Origin of the sequence: Saccharopolyspora elongata (assembly GCF_004348985.1) — a bacterium.
GTDB lineage: Bacteria > Actinomycetota > Actinomycetes > Mycobacteriales > Pseudonocardiaceae > Saccharopolyspora > Saccharopolyspora elongata.
Window position 1 is genome coordinate 1 of the sequence record NZ_SMKW01000086.1, and the last position, 16,042, is coordinate 16,042.

16 protein-coding genes are annotated in these 16,042 nt (G+C 68.6%); 8 read left to right on the forward strand and 8 right to left on the reverse strand.

Features of this window, described 5'->3' with window-relative positions; translation table 11 throughout:
* Positions 1 to 95 precede the first annotated feature (95 nt).
* Together E1288_RS38720 and E1288_RS38725 are read left to right on the forward strand one after the other, a co-directional pair.
* Positions 96 to 326, forward strand: a complete 231-nt coding sequence (locus E1288_RS38720) for a hypothetical protein (RefSeq protein ID WP_132493656.1) — start codon at positions 96 to 98, stop codon at positions 324 to 326.
* A gap of 246 nt (positions 327 to 572) precedes the next feature.
* Positions 573 to 1,892: an outer membrane protein assembly factor BamB family protein gene (locus E1288_RS38725; RefSeq protein ID WP_165968489.1), complete on the forward strand. Its 1,320-nt coding sequence runs from the start codon at positions 573 to 575 to the stop codon at positions 1,890 to 1,892.
* 75 nt (positions 1,893 to 1,967) lie between these two features.
* Here E1288_RS38725 and E1288_RS47505 read toward each other — a convergent pair whose 3' ends face one another.
* The 5 genes from E1288_RS47505 to E1288_RS38760 all read right to left on the reverse strand — a co-directional run bounded on the left by E1288_RS47505 (position 1,968) and on the right by E1288_RS38760 (position 5,558).
* The gene (locus E1288_RS47505) at positions 1,968 to 3,206 is read right to left on the reverse strand and encodes a PPE domain-containing protein (protein ID WP_165968490.1); all 1,239 of its coding nucleotides are present in this window, start codon (positions 3,204 to 3,206) and stop codon (positions 1,968 to 1,970) included.
* 46 nt (positions 3,207 to 3,252) lie between these two features.
* Positions 3,253 to 3,822 (reverse strand): DUF3558 domain-containing protein, encoded by a 570-nt coding sequence (locus E1288_RS38745; protein WP_328592538.1) that lies wholly within the window; start codon positions 3,820 to 3,822, stop codon positions 3,253 to 3,255.
* An 11-nt stretch (positions 3,823 to 3,833) separates the two neighbouring features.
* Positions 3,834 to 4,235, reverse strand: coding sequence for a hypothetical protein (locus E1288_RS38750; protein ID WP_132493659.1), 402 nt, complete (start codon positions 4,233 to 4,235; stop codon positions 3,834 to 3,836).
* 153 nt (positions 4,236 to 4,388) lie between these two features.
* Positions 4,389 to 5,177, reverse strand: a complete 789-nt coding sequence (locus E1288_RS38755) for an ESX secretion-associated protein EspG (protein WP_132493660.1) — start codon at positions 5,175 to 5,177, stop codon at positions 4,389 to 4,391.
* Positions 5,178 to 5,270: 93 nt separating this feature from the next.
* Complete coding sequence (locus tag E1288_RS38760) at positions 5,271 to 5,558, reverse strand: DUF2530 domain-containing protein (RefSeq protein WP_132493661.1); 288 nt, start codon at positions 5,556 to 5,558, stop codon at positions 5,271 to 5,273.
* A gap of 60 nt (positions 5,559 to 5,618) precedes the next feature.
* Between E1288_RS38760 and E1288_RS38765 the strand changes: the two genes are divergently transcribed.
* The 3 genes from E1288_RS38765 to E1288_RS38775 all read left to right on the forward strand — a co-directional run bounded on the left by E1288_RS38765 (position 5,619) and on the right by E1288_RS38775 (position 9,078).
* Positions 5,619 to 7,085: an NCS2 family permease gene (locus E1288_RS38765; protein ID WP_132493662.1), complete on the forward strand. Its 1,467-nt coding sequence runs from the start codon at positions 5,619 to 5,621 to the stop codon at positions 7,083 to 7,085.
* A gap of 209 nt (positions 7,086 to 7,294) precedes the next feature.
* Positions 7,295 to 7,729, forward strand: coding sequence for a MarR family winged helix-turn-helix transcriptional regulator (locus E1288_RS38770; RefSeq protein ID WP_132493663.1), 435 nt, complete (start codon positions 7,295 to 7,297; stop codon positions 7,727 to 7,729).
* 32 nt (positions 7,730 to 7,761) lie between these two features.
* Entirely contained in the window at positions 7,762 to 9,078 is a 1,317-nt protein-coding gene (locus E1288_RS38775) for an MFS transporter (protein WP_235884117.1), read from the forward strand.
* Between the two features lie 277 nt (positions 9,079 to 9,355).
* On the opposite strand, the gene E1288_RS38780 is transcribed toward E1288_RS38775, so the two are convergent.
* On the reverse strand, positions 9,356 to 9,988 hold the full coding sequence (locus E1288_RS38780; RefSeq protein WP_132493664.1) for a superoxide dismutase: 633 nt from the start codon (positions 9,986 to 9,988) through the stop codon (positions 9,356 to 9,358).
* A gap of 385 nt (positions 9,989 to 10,373) precedes the next feature.
* On the opposite strand from E1288_RS38780, the gene E1288_RS38785 reads away from it, so the two are divergent.
* From E1288_RS38785 to E1288_RS38795, 3 genes are read left to right on the forward strand one after another with little or no spacing between them, the layout of a single operon-like run.
* Positions 10,374 to 11,309 carry an ABC transporter substrate-binding protein gene (locus tag E1288_RS38785; protein WP_132493665.1) on the forward strand — a complete coding sequence of 312 codons (936 nt, stop codon included), beginning with the start codon at positions 10,374 to 10,376 and terminating at the stop codon, positions 11,307 to 11,309.
* A complete protein-coding gene (locus E1288_RS38790) occupies positions 11,306 to 12,319 on the forward strand; it encodes a FecCD family ABC transporter permease (protein ID WP_132493666.1) in 1,014 nt (337 codons plus the stop codon). Before E1288_RS38785 ends, E1288_RS38790 begins: the two co-directional genes overlap by 4 nt.
* Positions 12,316 to 13,080 carry an ABC transporter ATP-binding protein gene (locus tag E1288_RS38795; protein ID WP_132493667.1) on the forward strand — a complete coding sequence of 255 codons (765 nt, stop codon included), beginning with the start codon at positions 12,316 to 12,318 and terminating at the stop codon, positions 13,078 to 13,080. The genes E1288_RS38790 and E1288_RS38795 overlap by 4 nt, the downstream gene beginning before the upstream one ends.
* Positions 13,081 to 13,366: 286 nt before the next feature.
* Here E1288_RS38795 and E1288_RS38800 read toward each other — a convergent pair whose 3' ends face one another.
* Both E1288_RS38800 and E1288_RS38805 read right to left on the reverse strand, forming a co-directional pair.
* Positions 13,367 to 14,863, reverse strand: a complete 1,497-nt coding sequence (locus E1288_RS38800; RefSeq protein WP_132493691.1) for a glutamate-cysteine ligase family protein — start codon at positions 14,861 to 14,863, stop codon at positions 13,367 to 13,369.
* A gap of 118 nt (positions 14,864 to 14,981) precedes the next feature.
* Complete coding sequence (locus E1288_RS38805; protein WP_132493668.1) at positions 14,982 to 15,920, reverse strand: aldo/keto reductase; 939 nt, start codon at positions 15,918 to 15,920, stop codon at positions 14,982 to 14,984.
* Positions 15,921 to 16,042 lie beyond the last annotated feature (122 nt).

Sequence of the window (16,042 nt, forward strand, 5' to 3'; positions counted from 1 at the left end):
CCCCCAACCGCACCGGCCCACCCCGGTGACCGGGCGCGATGCCCCCGACCCCACGCGCCCGGTCACCGGCCAACCCACGGCTCAAGGAGAACGCGATGACGCGATCGACCGAGAACGGCCCCGAAGGGCGAGTCGGCTACTGGGCCGCCTTCGGCTACCAGAACCACGTGATCCCGGTCGAAGACCCACGCCGCGAAGGCCGGGACCTGATCGCACTCTGCGGCGTGATGACGGCGCCGGAAGACGTCACCGCCCGAGACAGCCGCCCCACCTGCTGCGTCTGCGCAACTGAAGTCCGAAGTGGACGGATAGATGTGCGGCCGTGACGTTCGGCTGAAGGTCGCATTTCCGGCATCGCGGTCGGGCATAATGCCATCTGGCCTGGTGGCAGGCCGTTTTGGGGGAGCGCTCCGAGTTCTGCGTGAGCGCGTTCATGCCGAGGGGAGCATGTTCAAGTGACTCATCAAGGCTGGCCGGGAAACCAAGGCCCGCAGCCCTATCCGCAGCAGCCGTACCCGCCGCAATATCCGGCCGGTCCGGCCGCGATGCCGCCCAAGAAGCGCCGGATCTGGGTGCCGTTCCTGATCATCGGGCTCGTCGTAGTCCTGGTCGGTGGTGGCGTGGCCGGATGGCTCGCGTTGCGCGCCAGGTACGGCCCGAGGGATGCGGATCAGCGGCAGGCGGCGACGCTGCTCTGGAAAGAAAGCCCGACGATGGAGGAGAAGCCGTTCAACAGCTGGGCTTCCGACGGCATCGTCGCCGTGATGCACGAAGACTGGCTCGACGCGTTCCACGCGGACACCGGCGAAGACGCCTGGGACCTGGAACCGCCGCTGCGGGCCGGGGACGACGCGAAGATGAGCCGGTTCTGCGGCATGAGCCACGAGGTGAAGAACGGCCTTGGAGTGGTTGCCTACGGGCCGTACAAGAAGGATTGGTACGGCGGCACCGGCTGCTCGACGATCGCTGTCATCGACGTCAAGACCGGTGCCATCAAGCGGCAGTTCGACCTGCCGGTCGTCGAAAACCGGAACACCACGAACTTCACCGACCCCGAGATCGTCGGCGACGTGGTGGTCTTCGCGCTGCACGACATCGTCTACGGCATGAGCCTGACAGATGGAAGGGAAGTCTGGCGATATGACCAGGAACCAGGCCGCTACTGCAATCTTTGGGGGCCCGCCATCAGCGAGCGAACGTTGGTGTACCCGGTCTACTGCCCGCTCGGCGAGGAGGACGTCCACGAACTGGTTTTCCTCGACCCCGCGACCGGGAGCGTGAAGGGCCGGACTCGGGTCGAAACGGACAGTCCCGTTAACGTGATCGCAGCAGATCCGCCGGTCGTGTCGGTCGACTCCAGCCTGAACGAGGAAGACCCGGGGAGCCTGCTGGTCTTCGACGATACGGGCCGCAAGGTGACCGAGATCCCGGCGAACCAGCCCGCCGGGCGGCTCAACGTCAATCCCATCAACTCAAGCGTGGAAAGCTCAGCGCGCCAGAGGTATCCGATCCTGATCAAGGATGGAGCGCTGATCGGAGAGACCTGGTCGACTTCGGTCACCGCGAACCGGGAAACCAACAAGATCGTCGCGGTGGATTTGAAGACCGGCCAGCAGCGGTGGGATGTCGCGCTCGGAGCGAAGATCACCGGCAGGCCGTTCGCGGTGACGGAGAACAGCGTTCTAGCCATCAACGATGGCACCTACGAGGACCCGCCACGCGTGTACGAGATCCCGATCAGCGGCGGCAGTCCAAACCCGATCACCGGGGTGTTCCCGGATGAGATCACGTCCCCGACCAACTGCAATCTGCACTGGGTCGATGGAACGGTTTATGGCGCGCGGATGGGCGCGGGCACGATGGGAAACGAGCCCGTGTTCGCCGTGAGATAACCCGAGGAAAGCGCTGGCCGCGCACCGGAATCGGTGCGCGGCCAGTTCGCTTCGGTCGACCTCAGCGGGTGTTGCTCACTCGCCGAAGACCGGCGGGGCGACCTTGGGCAGGCCCAGGTCGTCCCAGGCCTCGTCCGTGTCGACCCAGTACTTGTCCTCGTGCTCCTGGTCTTCCTCGCCCTGCTTGCCCTGGCCGCGACCAGCAGCACCAGCGCCCATGCCACCGGCGCCACCGCGACCGGCCGCACCAGCAGCGCCACCTGCACCAGCACCGGCACCGGAACCGCCGCCGAGACCGCCGAGTCCGGCGCGCCCACCGGCACCCAGGCCCGCGCCGCGGCCGCCAGCGCCACCGGCACCGAGCCCACGACCGCCACCGGCACCCGCACCACCGGCGCCGCCGCCGGGCGGCATCATGCCGATGCCGCCACCGCCCATGTTCGGGCCCGTGCTGACGTTGGGTCCGGGGTTGACGGGCAGGCCGGGACCGTTGGTGACGGGCGGCGAGGACCACTGCGACGTGTTCTGCGACGGAGTCGTGTAACCACCGTCGCCGGGACCACCAGTGCCACCGGTGCCGCCGCTACCGCTGCCGCCGCCGAGGCTGCCGCCCCAGCTGCCGCCGCCACCGCCGCCACCAGGCCCGCCGCCGGGAATCCCAGAACCGTTCGGAATGCTGCCAACGGTCGGGTTCGTCCCGGTGCTGCCGGAGCCCTGGTCGTACGCCATCTCCGGAGCCTTCGGGTAGAAGGCCAGGTTCTGCGAGACGTTCGTGGTGCTGTTGCTGTAGTTGTCGTAGTGCTGCTTGGCTTCCTGAGCCTTCTCGGTGGCCTCGCGCTCCTGCTTCTGCAGGTCGGTCTCGCCACCGACCAGCCAAGCGCCGCCCTTCTCGAGCAGGTTGTCGGTCGCATCGACCTTCACCGGCTCGGGCATGCTGTTCTTGACCAGGCCGTAGTTGTTGACCTGTTGTTCGGCCGAGTCGCCGACTGATGCCGAGACGGTCTTGGCGTCCTGAACGAACTGCGACATCGGCTTCAGCGAGTTGCCGTGTTCCTCGGCAGCTTGCCCGGTCCACGCGACACCGGCCTTAGCGTTGGCCTCGTCGAGTAGACGACCGACTTCGTCGAAGTCTTCGGTGATGCCCCGCCGCCAGCCCTCCACTGAGGTGACCAGCGGACCAGTGCCGGCCCCGCCGTGAATCTGCTTGAACTTCTCCGGGTGGTTGAAGCCGACCTGCTTCATGATCTCGTCCGTGTTACCACGGTCCGATTCACGTGTGAGCAGGTAGCCACCGACGATGATCGGTAAAACCATGATCACACCCCCTTGTCGTTAATGGTCGTGGTACGCGCGGACGCGATCAAGCGTCCGGGATGTTCTTCAGAACTTCGCTGGTGATCTTCTCTGCGAAACCGCACGGATCGTTCATTTCCGGAGATCCGCCGCTGTGCTTGGTGTAGTTGATCTCGACGGACTGTGTTTCGGCGACACCGAGTTCGATCCGGCAAAGGATGTCTTGCTTGTCGACCCGTGCGCCCGGGTAGCCGTCAACGGTCGTCGGTGCGAAGTTGTCGCGGGTCCCGCCAGTTTGATAGATCTTGGCTGGGCCGCCGGAAGTAGTGTTGATCGAGACACCGACCGCAAACGCGTCGCCGGACCAGTAGCACTGCGTCTCGCCGTACGCCGAAGTGTCCTCCTCGGGCTGGCCGCCTCCGCCCAACTGTGAAAGCTGCTCTGAGGTGAGCAGCTGGCAGGCGTTGGAGATACCCTTGAGGTTCTTGGGCTTCTCCACCTTCGGCACGGAAGAGGCCGTGGTCGTGGGAGATTCGGCAGTCGAGCTCGGCGGAGTCTGCGACTCTCCTGGTGAGCAGGCCGAAGCTCCCAGAACCGCAAAGAGGGCCACAGCGGTGATGCTGGCACAGCGTCGCACGTGAATCGTCCTTATACCTGGCGGGCGGTAGCGTTCTCGTCGGTGGTCTGGTACTCGCGTTGAGCAGCCTTCAACTGGTCGATTTGACTGGTCAGTCGCTTGATGCCATCAGCGACAGCCCACGACAGGCAGCCTTCGTTGTGCCCGGCCATCTCGTTGAGAGAGGTCACGAGACGCTGGCTGACCTCGTCCTCGCCGGGACCCTGGATGTTCCCCAGCTGCTGGGCCTTCCGAAGGATCCGTTCCATCTTTTCCCGAGCGTCTTCGTACTTGGCGATCAGGCCTGGAATCTGCTCGATGTCGACAGTGAACGACGCCGCCTGCGCAGAGCCGCCCGAGTTGATCGCGGTGTGGACCGTCGCCTGCCGCACAGCTTTCTGCGCCGTCGTGACGACCCCGTCGAAGAATGACACCTCTCACTACCCCCTTTGTCCCCTGAATCAGGTACACGTCGCGCTTAGCTTGCCAGGTCTTTGCCCGTTCGTGCACAGGTGTGACGCTGCTTCGCGCTGATCGGTTCCCAACTCGTTGTCGGATTAGTCCTTTTGGCGGAGTGACGTTGGTCGCTACCAGGCCGCTTCGCGCTGGGTCTTCGTCGTCAGCTCCCCGAGCACCCTGGTGAACGTGCTCATGTCCGCCCCCGCGAACATCCGCTGGGTCCCGCTGTTGTAGACCGCCGTGCGGCCCTGCTGCAGGTCGATGATCCGCAGCGTCTGGTCTCCCCGGCGCTCGCGGCGGCGGTCGTCCCAGATCGTGACGCCCGCTTCGCCAAGGCCCAGTCGCGGGCCTTCGAGCAGCTGCGTCATCTTCCGGAAGCTCGCCACGTTCACGCCGCGCGCCCGCAGGCTCTGCTCGATCGCCTGCGGGTCTTCGTCCCCGCGGCGGCGCACGTCGGCCATGGCCGCGCGCATCTCCGCCAGGTCCACGCTCAGCGCCGGGCGGATGCGGGCCGGCGGGTGTTCCGGGAGCACCGACACCAGCGACGGGATCAGGTCGTTCGGGTGCACCGGCTCCAGGATGATCCGGTCGCCGTCGACGACCGTGCGCACCGCCGTCTTGTTCGCCTTCGACACCGCGGCGCGCAGTTCGCTGCCCTTCTGCGAGGAGAATCGCAGGTCGTATTCGACCGTCACGTGCGCGTAGATGCCGAGCAGCTCCATGACCCGGTCGTTCACGCCGCTCGGGCTGATCAGGCCGCGATCGCGGACCCGCTGCTCCGCCGCCTCGAACTCGCGAGGCATGTCTTTCACGGTCGTCCCGTAGTTGCTGTACGACGCGATCATCGGGATCCGGCTGAGATCGGCGCGTTCGGCCAGGATCGCGAATTCGAGTCGGTCGACGTCGAGCTTGGGCACTGGTGCTGCGCTCCCGCGTTAGGGCATCGGAACTTGATGTCGACTGTGCAGACTAACTGGTCGCGGGGCTGCTTGGAGCAGAATTGGGCAGGCTCAGCCGTCGAGTCCCGACAGGCCCTTCCAAGCGCCCCGGGAACCGCGGCGCGCCGCCGAGCGCTGCCAGCGGAACACGCCGTAGCCGATGATGCCGAGCACGCCCCCGGCCAGGCAGGTCCAGAACTGGATGCCGGCCCAGTCGCGGATGCCGAACAGCACCACTCCGGCGAACCACAGGGCCGTGCCGAACAGCACCACCGGGGTGGGGTCCGCGAGCCTCCGCGGCAGCGGCGGAACCGGCCGGTGACCCGGCGCCGAGGGGGTGGATTCGCTGTCCTTTGCCACGTCAGGCAGGCTACTCCCGGTAATGAACGCGCGCGCAGGCGCGGTGATCGGGAAGTACTGATGGTGGATCGAGACGTTTCCAAGAAGTCGCTGCTGGACCGGTATTTCAAGATCACCGACCGCGGGTCCAGCGTCGGGCGGGAAGTTCGCGGCGGCGTGGTCACGTTCGTCACGGTCGCCTACATCATCGTGCTGAACCCGCTGATCCTCGGCAGCTCCTCGCCCGACGACGCGGGTGCCAAGCGCGACGTGCTCGGCAACATCCTGCCGGTTTCGCAGGTCGCGGCGACCACCGCGCTGGTCGCGGGCGTGATGACGATCCTGTTCGGACTGATCGCCAACTACCCGTTCGCGATCGCCGCCGGGCTCGGCATCAACACGCTGCTGGCCGTGACCATCGCGCCGCAGGTCACCTGGCCCGAGGCGATGGGCCTGGTGGTGGTGGACGGCATCATCATCCTGATCCTGGTCGCCACCGGGTTCCGGACGGCGGTGTTCAACGCGGTGCCGCCCGAGCTCAAGGCCGCGATCGCGGTCGGCGTCGGCGTGTTCATCACCTTCGTCGGCCTGGTCGACGCCGGTTTCGTGCGGCGCCTGCCGGACGCCGCCAATACGACCGTGCCGGTCGGGCTGGGCATCGAGGGCTCGATCGCCTCGTGGCCGACCGCGGTGTTCGTGTTCGGGCTGGTGCTCACCTCGGTGCTGGTGGCGCGCAAGGTGCGGGGCGCGATCCTGATCAGCGTGGCCGTCACCACGGTGCTGTCGATCGTGATCGAGTCGATCTTCCACGCGGGCCCGTCGAAGGGCGTCAACGCCTACGGCTGGAACCTCGGCTACCCGGCGGTGCCGGAGCAGGTCATCGGCCTGCCCGACCTGTCGCTGGTCGGCGACATCTCCTTCGGCGCGTGGACGCGGCTGCCGGCGCTGGCCGCCGCGATGCTGGTGTTCACGCTGGTGCTGGCGAACTTCTTCGACGCCATGGGCACCATGACCGGCCTCGGCAAGGAGGGCGGGCTCGCCGACAAGGACGGCAACCTGCCGGGCATCGGCAAGGCGCTGGCCGTCGAGGGCGTCGGCGCGGTCGCCGGCGGGTTGGGTTCGGCGAGCTCCAACACCGTGTTCGTGGAGTCCGCGTCCGGTATCGCGGAGGGGGCGCGCACCGGTCTGGCGAACGTGATCACCGGCCTGCTGTTCCTGGCGGCGATGTTCTTCACCCCGCTCTACCAGATCATCCCGGTGGAGGCGGCGGCTCCGGCGCTGGTCGTGGTCGGGGCGATGATGCTCACCCAGATCCGGCAGATCGACCTGTCCGACTTCAGCATCGCGCTGCCCGCGTTCCTGACGATCGTGGTCATGCCGTTCACGTACTCGATCGCCAACGGCATCGGCGCGGGCTTCATCAGCTACGTGCTGCTGCGGGTCTTCACCGGCCGCATCCGCACCGTGCACCCGCTGATGTGGGTCGTGTCGGCGGCGTTCGTGCTCTACTTCTGCTCCGGCCCGCTGCACGTGCTCTTCGGCATCTGATGCGCCCGTTCGCGTTTTGTGTCGCCAGAGCAGCACGAAGTGCGCACGGGGCCTGACCGGGCGAGGCGAGGGCTTTGGGCCGTTCGGAGCAGTGCGTCGATTGGGTTGCGATTCCGGGTGCGGGGTCGCCGGCTGGCTATGGTGGACGGCCACTGATCAGGCCTGATCAGTTTGTCCGATTCCCCGAAATAGTTTGGTAGACTAACGACGTGTCCGATATCGCGGAGCGCGAGCGCACCCTGGCGAGTCGGCTGCGGCTCGCCGTTGTCCGCCTGAACCGGCGGCTGCGCGCGCAGAGCACCGACTCGAAGATCACGCTGTCCCAGCTGTCGGCGCTGTCCTGTCTGCACAAGGCCGGCGCGTTGACGCCCGGCGAGCTGGCGGCCCGGGAAGGCGTCCAGCCGCCGTCGATGACCAGGGTGATCTCCGCCCTGGAAGACGCCGGGCTGGTCGCGCGTCGGGCGCACCCCACCGACGGCCGGCAGGCCATCGTGGAGCTGACCGAGGCGGGCCGGGCCCGCATAGACGAAGAGGTCTCGATCCGGGAGCGCTGGCTGGACCAGCAGCTCGCGGACCTGACCGAGGAAGACCGCCGCGTGCTGTTCCAGGCGGCGGAGATCATAGACCGGTTGGCGGGCCGATGACCGGAGTCCGGTGAGAGGCGGTACGCACCAGCGTGGTTGACCGATCCGCGGCACGCACGGGAACCGACCCGAGCGGAGATCCGGCCAACCGCGAACCGCCGTCCACATCGGACCGATCCGGCGGCATGTTCCGCTCGCTGCGAGAGCGCAACTACCGCTACTACGCCTCCGGTCAGGTCGTTTCCCTGACCGGCACGTGGATGCAGCGCGCCGCGCAGGACTGGCTGGTGCTGGAACTCTCCGGCGGCAGCCCGGCCGCGCTGGGCGTGGCGGTCGCCCTGCAATTCGCCCCGACCCTGCTGCTGACGCTGTGGGCCGGCGTCATCGCCGACCGCTTCGACAAGCGGCGCATGCTCGTCGCCACCCAGAGCGCGCTCGGCGCCTGCGGCCTCGTGCTGGGGCTGCTCGACGTCACCGGTGTCGTGCTGCTCTGGCATGTCTACCTGCTGTGCTTCGTGCTCGGCTGCTTCGCCGCGGTCGACGCACCGGTGCGGCAGTCCTTCGTCGTCGAGATGGTCGGGTCCCAGCAGCTCACCAACGCCGTCGCGCTGAACTCGATGACGTTCAACCTGGCGCGCATCGTCGGCCCGGCCATCGCCGGGGTGCTGATCACCGCGATCGGCACCGGCTGGGTGTTCCTGCTCAACGGGTTGAGCTCGGTCGCCGTGGTCGCCGGGCTGGCGCTGATGGACGCGTCGGCGCTGCACCGGGCCAAGCCGCCGCCGAAGGAACGCGGCCAGCTGCGCGCCGGGCTGCGCTACGTGCGCGGGCGGCCGGACCTGCTCGTGGTGATGGTGCTGGTGTTCTTCGTCGGCACGTTCGGGATGAACTTCGAGAGCTCCTTCGCCGTGATCGCGCGCAACGTCTTCGGGCGCGAAGCCGACGGCTACGGCCTGCTGATCACCATGCTCGCGGTCGGCACGCTGACCGGGGCGTCGCTGGCGGCCCGGCGCAGCGGCCGCGGGGTGCCTAGGTTGCGGCTGATGCTGCTGGGTGCCGGCGTTTTTGGCGTCCTGGAGGCCGTGGCGGCGCTGATGCCGACCTACGAGCTGTTCGCGGCGTCGCTGGTGCCGGTCGGGATCGCTGTGATGACGTTCACCACGAGCGCGAACGCGACCGTCCAGCTGGCCGTGGAGCCGACCATGCGCGGCCGGGTCATGGGCCTCTACATGCTGCTGTTCCTGGGCGGAAAGCCGCTGGGTGGGCTGGCATCGGGATGGGTCGCCGAGGTGCTCGGGCCGCGCTGGCCGATCCTGCTGGGCGGGCTGGCGTCCCTGGCAGCCGCGCTCGGCGGCGTCGCGGTGCTGGCTTGGCGGCGGAGAACGGGGTTGCCCGAGTCGAAAGGTTAGGCTAACCTAAAACACGTCCGCTTCGTGGTGGGAGCGGTAGTCAGTTCGGGAACAGATCGGGCCCCGGTCTCCTGCGGGAGGCCGGGGCCCGGTCGTATCCAAGGCCTGGAAAAGGACTTCGGGGCCCTCCCTGAGGAAGGCCCCGAAGTTTCGGCAGTGGGCTTGTCGGAGCACTCACCGCCGAGCGGTGGGGCCGTGAGTGTTTTGTGCTGCCATGGCGACACAAGCACTCACGGCTTCTGACCGGCGAGAACCGAAGGCGCGGTGGTTCTGCCTGTCAGGCGGTGGGAAGGCGGAGGCCGTTGTATCCGGCGCGGGCGTCGGCGAAGCGCTTGGAGACCTCGTCCCAGTTGACGACGTTCCACAGGTGCTTGACGTAGTCCGCCTTCACGTTGCGGTACTGCAGGTAGTACGCGTGCTCCCAGATGTCGAACACCAGCAGCGGCGTCGTCGCGATCGACAGGTTCGAGTGGTGATCGCGCAGCTGCTGGGTGATCAGCCGCTGACCGACCGGATCCCAGGCCAGCACGCCCCAGCCGTTGCCCTGGATCGTGGTCGACACCGCCTCCAGCTGCGCGCGGAACTTGTCGAACGAGCCGAAGTCCTCGTCGATGGCCGCCGCCAGCTCGCCGGTGGGCTTGTCCCCGCCGTTGGGCGAGAGGATCTTCCACCACACCAGGTGCAGCGAGTGCCCCGCCAGGTTGAACGCCAGCGTGGTCTCCAGCCCCACGATGGAGGAGAAGTCGCCCTTCTCCCGCGCCTCGGCGATCTTCTCCACCGTGTCGTTGGCGCCCTTGACGTACGCCGCGTGGTGCTTGCTGTGGTGCAACTCGTTGATCTCACCGGCGATCGCCGGCTCCAACGCCGCGTAGTCGTAATCCAACTCCGGCAACACGTACTGCTGCGCCATTGAGCGTCTCCCTTCGCTATCGACAGACTCTAGCTACTGCCACCCTATGGCAACTAAGCCGGATGGGGGCGTTGATCTCATCTGTCGGGCGAGTCCCGGCTGCGACCGCGATGAGCAGCGAAGACGTTGCGGCGTGGGGGAAAATGCCCGGTTGACCCGGTTCGACGCGTGGGGCAGCATCCTCGGCAGACCCTGCGAGCGGGGGAAGCCGGTCGAAGTCCGGCGCTGACCCGCAACGGTAGGCCGCGCGATGCGCGGCGAGCCCGATCACCTGTTCGCGAGGGATGGCTCCAACGACCGCCGTGGTCTGCGGTCGGGGTCAGGGACTCGCGGCCGCCCGCGCGGCCCCGACTTCGGCGCAGGCTCGTTCGCCCTGGAAGGCAAGATGCGCCGCTTATTCGCCCTCGCCGTAGTCGCGCTGTTCCTCGCGGGCTGCGCCAACGCCGAGTCGCAGGCCGACGGGTTGCGCGTCGAGAACTGCGGCAGCACCGAGGTGTTCCCCGAACCGCCGAAGCGCGTGGTGAGCCTCAACCAGCACGCCACCGAGATCCTGCTGGCGCTCGGCCTGGGCGATCGACTGGTCGGCACGGCCTACCCGGACGATCTCGCGCCGCCGGCGTCGGTGGCCGCCGCGTACGCCGGGGTGCCGCTGCTCGCCGACCAGTACCCGTCCTACGAGCGCATCCTCGAAACCGAGCCCGACCTGGTCGTCGGCGGCTACAGCAGCGCCTTCGACGACACGGAGGGCCGGAGCCGGAAGACGTTCGAGGACAACGGCATCCGCACGCTGCTGCTCTCCGAGTCCTGCGCCGCGAGCCCGGCCGGGATGGACACGCTGCTGTCGGACATCGCGATGTTCGGCGAGGTGCTGGGCCTGCAGGAGAACGCGCGGCAGGTCGCGGCCGGGATCGAGCAGCGGGTGCGCGCGGTCGCGGAGCGGCTGGCCGGCGCGGAGCCGGTCGACGTCTTCGTCTACGACTCCGGCGAGCAGGCCGCCTTCACGCTCGGCGGCAATGGCGTCGGGCACGATGCGCTGCGCCGGGCCGGTGGTCGCAACGTCTTCGGCGACGTGCCGGAAGTTTTCGCCGACGTCAGCTGGGAGCAGGTGGCGGCGCGGGCCCCGCGGGCGATCGTGCTCGTCGACTACCTGGCCGCTCCGGTGCAGAACAAGCAGGCGTACCTGGCCGGGCATCCGCTCGCCTCGGGCACGCCCGCGGTCCGCGAGCAGCGGTTCAGCACGATCCCGCTCGTCGAGCTGACCGAGGGCATCCGGTTCCCCGACGCCGTCGAGCGGCTGGCCCGGGACCTGCACGGCGCATGAAGGCGCGGTTGGTGCTGGTGCACGCCGTGCTGCTGATCGCGCTGGTGGTGATCGGCGGGCTGGCCGTGTCGCTGGGCTCGGTCCGGCTGCCGCTGGACCAGGTCTGGCGGATCGTGCTGGAGCCGGTGGTGCCTTGGATCGACGCGGACTGGACGCGGGTGCGGGCCGCGATCGTGTGGGATTCGCGGATGCCGCGGGTGGTGACCGGCATCGTCGTCGGCGCGGCGCTCGCGCTCTCCGGCGCCATCGCGCAGCTGGTCACCGCCAACCCGATGGCCGACCCCTACCTGCTCGGGGTCTCCGAAGGCGCCGGCTTCGCGGCATCGCTGGTGATGGTGCTGGGCGTCGGCGCCGGGGCGCTGGGGCTGCCGTTGGCCGCGTTCCTCGGCGGGCTGCTGGCGCTGGTCGTGGTGCTGGCCGTGGCCGGGCGCTCCGGATCGGTGACGACGCTGGTGCTCGGCGGGCTCGCGGTCGGCCAGGTGGCCTACGCGGCGACGTCGTTGGTGCTGCACGTCTTCGCGACCGGGGACCAGGCCAAGCAGGTGCTGTTCTGGATCACCGGCGGGCTCGGGGCCGCGCGCTGGGAGTCGCTGCCGGTGCCTGCGGCGGTGCTGGTGATCGGCCTGATCGCGGCGGTGGCGGCGGGCCGCTGGATGAACGTGCTGCACGGCGGCGACGACGCGGCCGCCGCGCTCGGGCTCAACGCCCGGGCATTCCGGATGGCCTGCCTGGTCGGGATTTCGCTGCTGGCCGGGACCGCGGTCGCCGTGGCGGGCGGCATCGTGTTCGTCGGACTGCTGGTGCCGCACGCGGCGACCTTCCTGGTCGGTGCCGAGGCGCGACGGATGCTGCCGGTGTCGGCCCTGCTGGGCGCGGTGTTCCTGGTGTTGGCGGATCTGGTGGCGCGGCTGGTCATCGCGCCGTCCGAACTGCCGGTCGGGGTGCTCACGGCGATGGTAGGCGGGCCGCTGTTCCTGATCATGCTCCGGCGGCAGCGGAGGATCGCATGAGCGTGCGGGTGCGCGGAGCGCACGTGGAGCTGGGCGGCCGAGCGGTGCTGTCCGATGTGGACGTTGAGGTGCGGGCGGGCGAGGTGTTCGGGCTGGTGGGCCCGAACGGAAGCGGCAAGACGACGTTGCTGCGCGCGCTGTACCGAGCGATCGAGCCGACGGCCGGAACCATCGAGGTGGCGGGGCGGACCAAGGCCGGGCGACGCGAGCTGGCCCGGATCCTCGCCGCGACGGTGCAGGAAACCGAGAACCGCGCGGCGTTGACCGTGCGCGAAGTGGTGACGCAGGGCCGGCTGCCGCACCTGGGGCTGCTGGAGCGGATGCGGGCGGCGGACCAGCGCATCGTCGACGAATCCCTGCGCGCCACCGGACTTCTGGACATGGCGGAACGGGATGTGCGCACGCTGTCCGGCGGCGAGCGGCAGCGAGCGGCGATCGCGCGTGCGCTGGCGCAGCAGCCGCGGGTCCTCGTGCTCGACGAGCCGACGAACCACCTGGACCTGCGGCATCAGTACAGCATCCTCCGCCTCCTCCGCGACTTGGCGGGCGACGGCCTAACGGTCCTGATGACGCTGCACGACCTCCGCCATGCGGCGGAGTTCTGCGACCGCATCGCTGTCCTCCACGAGGGCGAGGTCACCAGAACGGGAACCCCGACCGAAGTCCTGGACGAGAACCTGCTCGCAGAGGTCTTCGGAATCAGGGCCCGCCTGGCCCACCACAACGGCCGACCCACCCTCGACGTCGACGGAGCCCTCTGAACCCACACGGTCCACGTCGCCCCGCCACCTTCAGCCTCGCCGCCCTCGGCCCACGCGCCACCCCACCTCGGCTAACGCCGTGCCCGTTCCCAGCCCGTGTGGTGCCGCAATTTCAATGGAAATCGGACCTTCGAATTCCATTGAAATTGCGGGAGGTTGTCCACAGGCGTCGGCGTGTCGTGGGCCGACATGCCGACACCCCGCAATTTCCATTGAAGTTGGGCCTTCGATTTCAATGGAAATTGCGGTGGGACGCGTCGTCCGGCAAGGCGGGAGGCCGGTGGGGTCAGCCCACCGGCCAGGTGTGGACCGGGTCTCCGTTGTCCGCCAGGTCGATGTAGCGGCGCAGCATCCCCGCCAGCGCTCCGCGCCGGTCCGCGCCGCGATCTTCCAGCAGCGCAACCGTTTCCCGCTGCCACGTCGCGCCGTTGCGCTTCGCCATGCACCGCTTCTCGATCATGCCCAGGTAGCGTTCGCGGGCCGCGTCCGACACGCCGCACGCCTGCAGGCCGTCGTGCGCCATCGGCAGCAGGCGGCGCAGCACCAGCTCGTCCGGCGACACCCAGCCGACGCTCGGCCAGTACAGGTGCGCGTCGAAGCCGTGCCGGGCCCCGGCGTAGAAGTTCTCCTCCGCCGCCGCGAACGACATCTGAGTCCACAGTGGCCGGTCCTGCTCGGTGAGCGCCCGCTGGACGCCGTAGAAGAACGCGGCGTTGGCGACGATGTCCACCACCGATGGCCCCGACGGCAGCACCCGGTTCTCCACCCGCAGGTGCGGAACCCCGTCCACCAAGTCGTAGACCGGCCGGTTCCAGCGCCAGATGGTGCCGTTGTGCAGCCGCAGTTCCGCCAGCGTCGGCGCCCGGCCGGAGTCCAGCGCCGCCAGTGGATCCTCTTCCTCCGGTTCCGGCAGCAGCGCCGGGAAGTAGCGGACGTTCTCCTCGAACAGGTCGAAGATCGAGGTGATCCACCGCTCGCCGAACCACACCCGCGGCCGCACGCCCTGGTTCTTCAGCTCCACCGGGCGCGTGTCGGTGGCCTGCAGGAACAGCGGAATCCGCGTCTCGTGCCACAGCGCTTTGCCCAGCAGGAACGGGGAATTCGCGCCGATGGCCACCTGCACTCCGGCCAGGCACTGCGCGGCGTTCCAATGCGCCGCGAAGTCCTCCGGCGCCACCTGCAGGTGCAGCTGGACCGACGTGCACGCCGACTCCGGCAGGATCGAATCGGCGTAGGACCGCAGCTTCTCGGGCTGCGCGTCGCCCAGTGCCACGCCCTCCATGTCGAGCAGCATTTCTTCGCCGCGCGCCAGGAAGATCTGCTCGTTGAGCAGCGAGTACCGCGGGTTGCGCGACAGCCAGTTCGGGTCGAAGTGCGCGCTGCGCAACGTCGGCAGCGTGCCGATCATGACGATCTTCGCGCCCGCGTCGTGCGCCCCGCCGTCTGCGCGTAGCAGCGCTGCGCGCAGACGGGCCTCCAGCTCCAGGGCGCTGTCGCCCGCGAGCACCTGCGGCTCGACGTTGAGCTCGATGTTCTGCTGGCCGAGCTCGGTGGTGAACACCGGCTCGCTGATCTTCTCCAGCACCACGGCGTTGGACATGGACGGCTCCATCTGCTCGTCCACCAGGCACAGCTCCATCTCCAGCCCCATCTGCTGGTGGGGGAAGGAGAAATTGCCCTCGGCGAGCATCCGGGCCAGGGCGTCCAGGCCGCGCTGCATCTTGTTCCGATACCGTTGCCGGTCCACTGGCTTGAACGCTTGATTGTCCACGTGCCGTCCCATGCCGTCTCCCCGCTTGATCGGCAGCACGTCAGCGCGCAGCGCTGGGGAAACCACCGTGACACATCGGTACCCGGGGGAACAGCGGCCAAAACGGTGTCACGCACGGCGCGGAGAGTGATCAATCGGAGGCGTCGGTGAGCCGCTCCAGCTCGGCCTCGGTCAGCTCGAACCCGGCGGCCGGGAGCAGATCGGCGAGCTGCTCGGTGTTGCGGGCGCTGGCGATCGGGGCGGTCACGGTCGGTTGCCCGAGCAGCCAGGCAAGCGCGACCGAGGACACCGGCACGTCACGCAGCGTCGCGATCTCGTCCAGCGCTGTGAGCACCTTCACACCGCGCTCGTCCAGGTAGGCGCGCGCGCTTTCGGCCCGCGGGCTGTCCGAACTGTCCCCGCCCGGGCGGTACTTCCCGGTCAGGAACCCGTGCGCCAGCGCGTAGTAAGGCAGCACGCTCACCTTCTCCCGGGCGCACAGGTCGGCGAGCACGCCTTCGAACTCGCCGCGTTCCACGAGGTTGTAGTGCGGCTGCAGCGCGGAGAAGGCGGCCAGCCCCTCGCGGCGGGAGACCTCCAGCGCCTCGGCGAGGCGGGGCGCGGTGTAGTTCGACGCCGCGATGTAGCGGACCTTGCCCTCCCGCACCAGCTCGTCGAAGGCGGCCAGGGTTTCGGCCAGCGGGATGGACGGGTCGTCATCCCCATGGGCGTAGTAGAGGTCGATGTGGTCGACACCCAGGCGGCGCAGCGAATCTTCCGCCGCGGCCTTGATGTTCGCCGCCGACAGGCCGCGGCGGCCCGGCAGCCTGCCGACCTTGGTGGCGACCACGATGTCGTCGCGGTTGCCGCGGGCGCGCAGCCATTCGCCGATCAAGGTCTCGGATTCGCCGCCGGAATTGCCCTCCACCCAAGCGGAATAGCTGTCGGCGGAGTCGATGAAGTTGCCGCCCGCGGCGGCGTACTGGTCCAGAACGGTGAAGGTGGCGTCGCGATCCGCCGTCCAGCCGAACACGTTGCCACCGAGGCAGATGGGGAAGACGTCGAGTTCAGTGTCGCCGAGTCGAGTCATGCTGCGGAACCTACTCCCTCCCGCCCCCGGAGCCGATAGAGACTGTTTCCGGAGTTGCTCTGCGTGGCGGTGCGGCTCGATAGCCGATCTTCGTGTGGTTTGCCGGAGTTCCCGGGAGATCC

What these genes read in the sequence shown, in the direction of transcription:
- E1288_RS38720 (WP_132493656.1), top strand. Translation starts at nt 96, where the DNA reads ATGACGCGATCGACCGAGAACGGCCCCGAAGGGCGAGTCGGCTACTGG.
- E1288_RS47505 (WP_165968490.1), bottom strand. Translation starts at nt 3,206, where the DNA reads ATGGTTTTACCGATCATCGTCGGTGGCTACCTGCTCACACGTGAATCG.
- E1288_RS38765 (WP_132493662.1), top strand. Translation starts at nt 5,619, where the DNA reads ATGGTGGATCGAGACGTTTCCAAGAAGTCGCTGCTGGACCGGTATTTC.
- E1288_RS38780 (WP_132493664.1), bottom strand. Translation starts at nt 9,988, where the DNA reads ATGGCGCAGCAGTACGTGTTGCCGGAGTTGGATTACGACTACGCGGCG.
- E1288_RS38785 (WP_132493665.1), top strand. Translation starts at nt 10,374, where the DNA reads ATGCGCCGCTTATTCGCCCTCGCCGTAGTCGCGCTGTTCCTCGCGGGC.
- E1288_RS38790 (WP_132493666.1), top strand. Translation starts at nt 11,306, where the DNA reads ATGAAGGCGCGGTTGGTGCTGGTGCACGCCGTGCTGCTGATCGCGCTG.
- E1288_RS38795 (WP_132493667.1), top strand. Translation starts at nt 12,316, where the DNA reads ATGAGCGTGCGGGTGCGCGGAGCGCACGTGGAGCTGGGCGGCCGAGCG.
- E1288_RS38800 (WP_132493691.1), bottom strand. Translation starts at nt 14,863, where the DNA reads ATGGGACGGCACGTGGACAATCAAGCGTTCAAGCCAGTGGACCGGCAA.
- E1288_RS38805 (WP_132493668.1), bottom strand. Translation starts at nt 15,920, where the DNA reads ATGACTCGACTCGGCGACACTGAACTCGACGTCTTCCCCATCTGCCTC.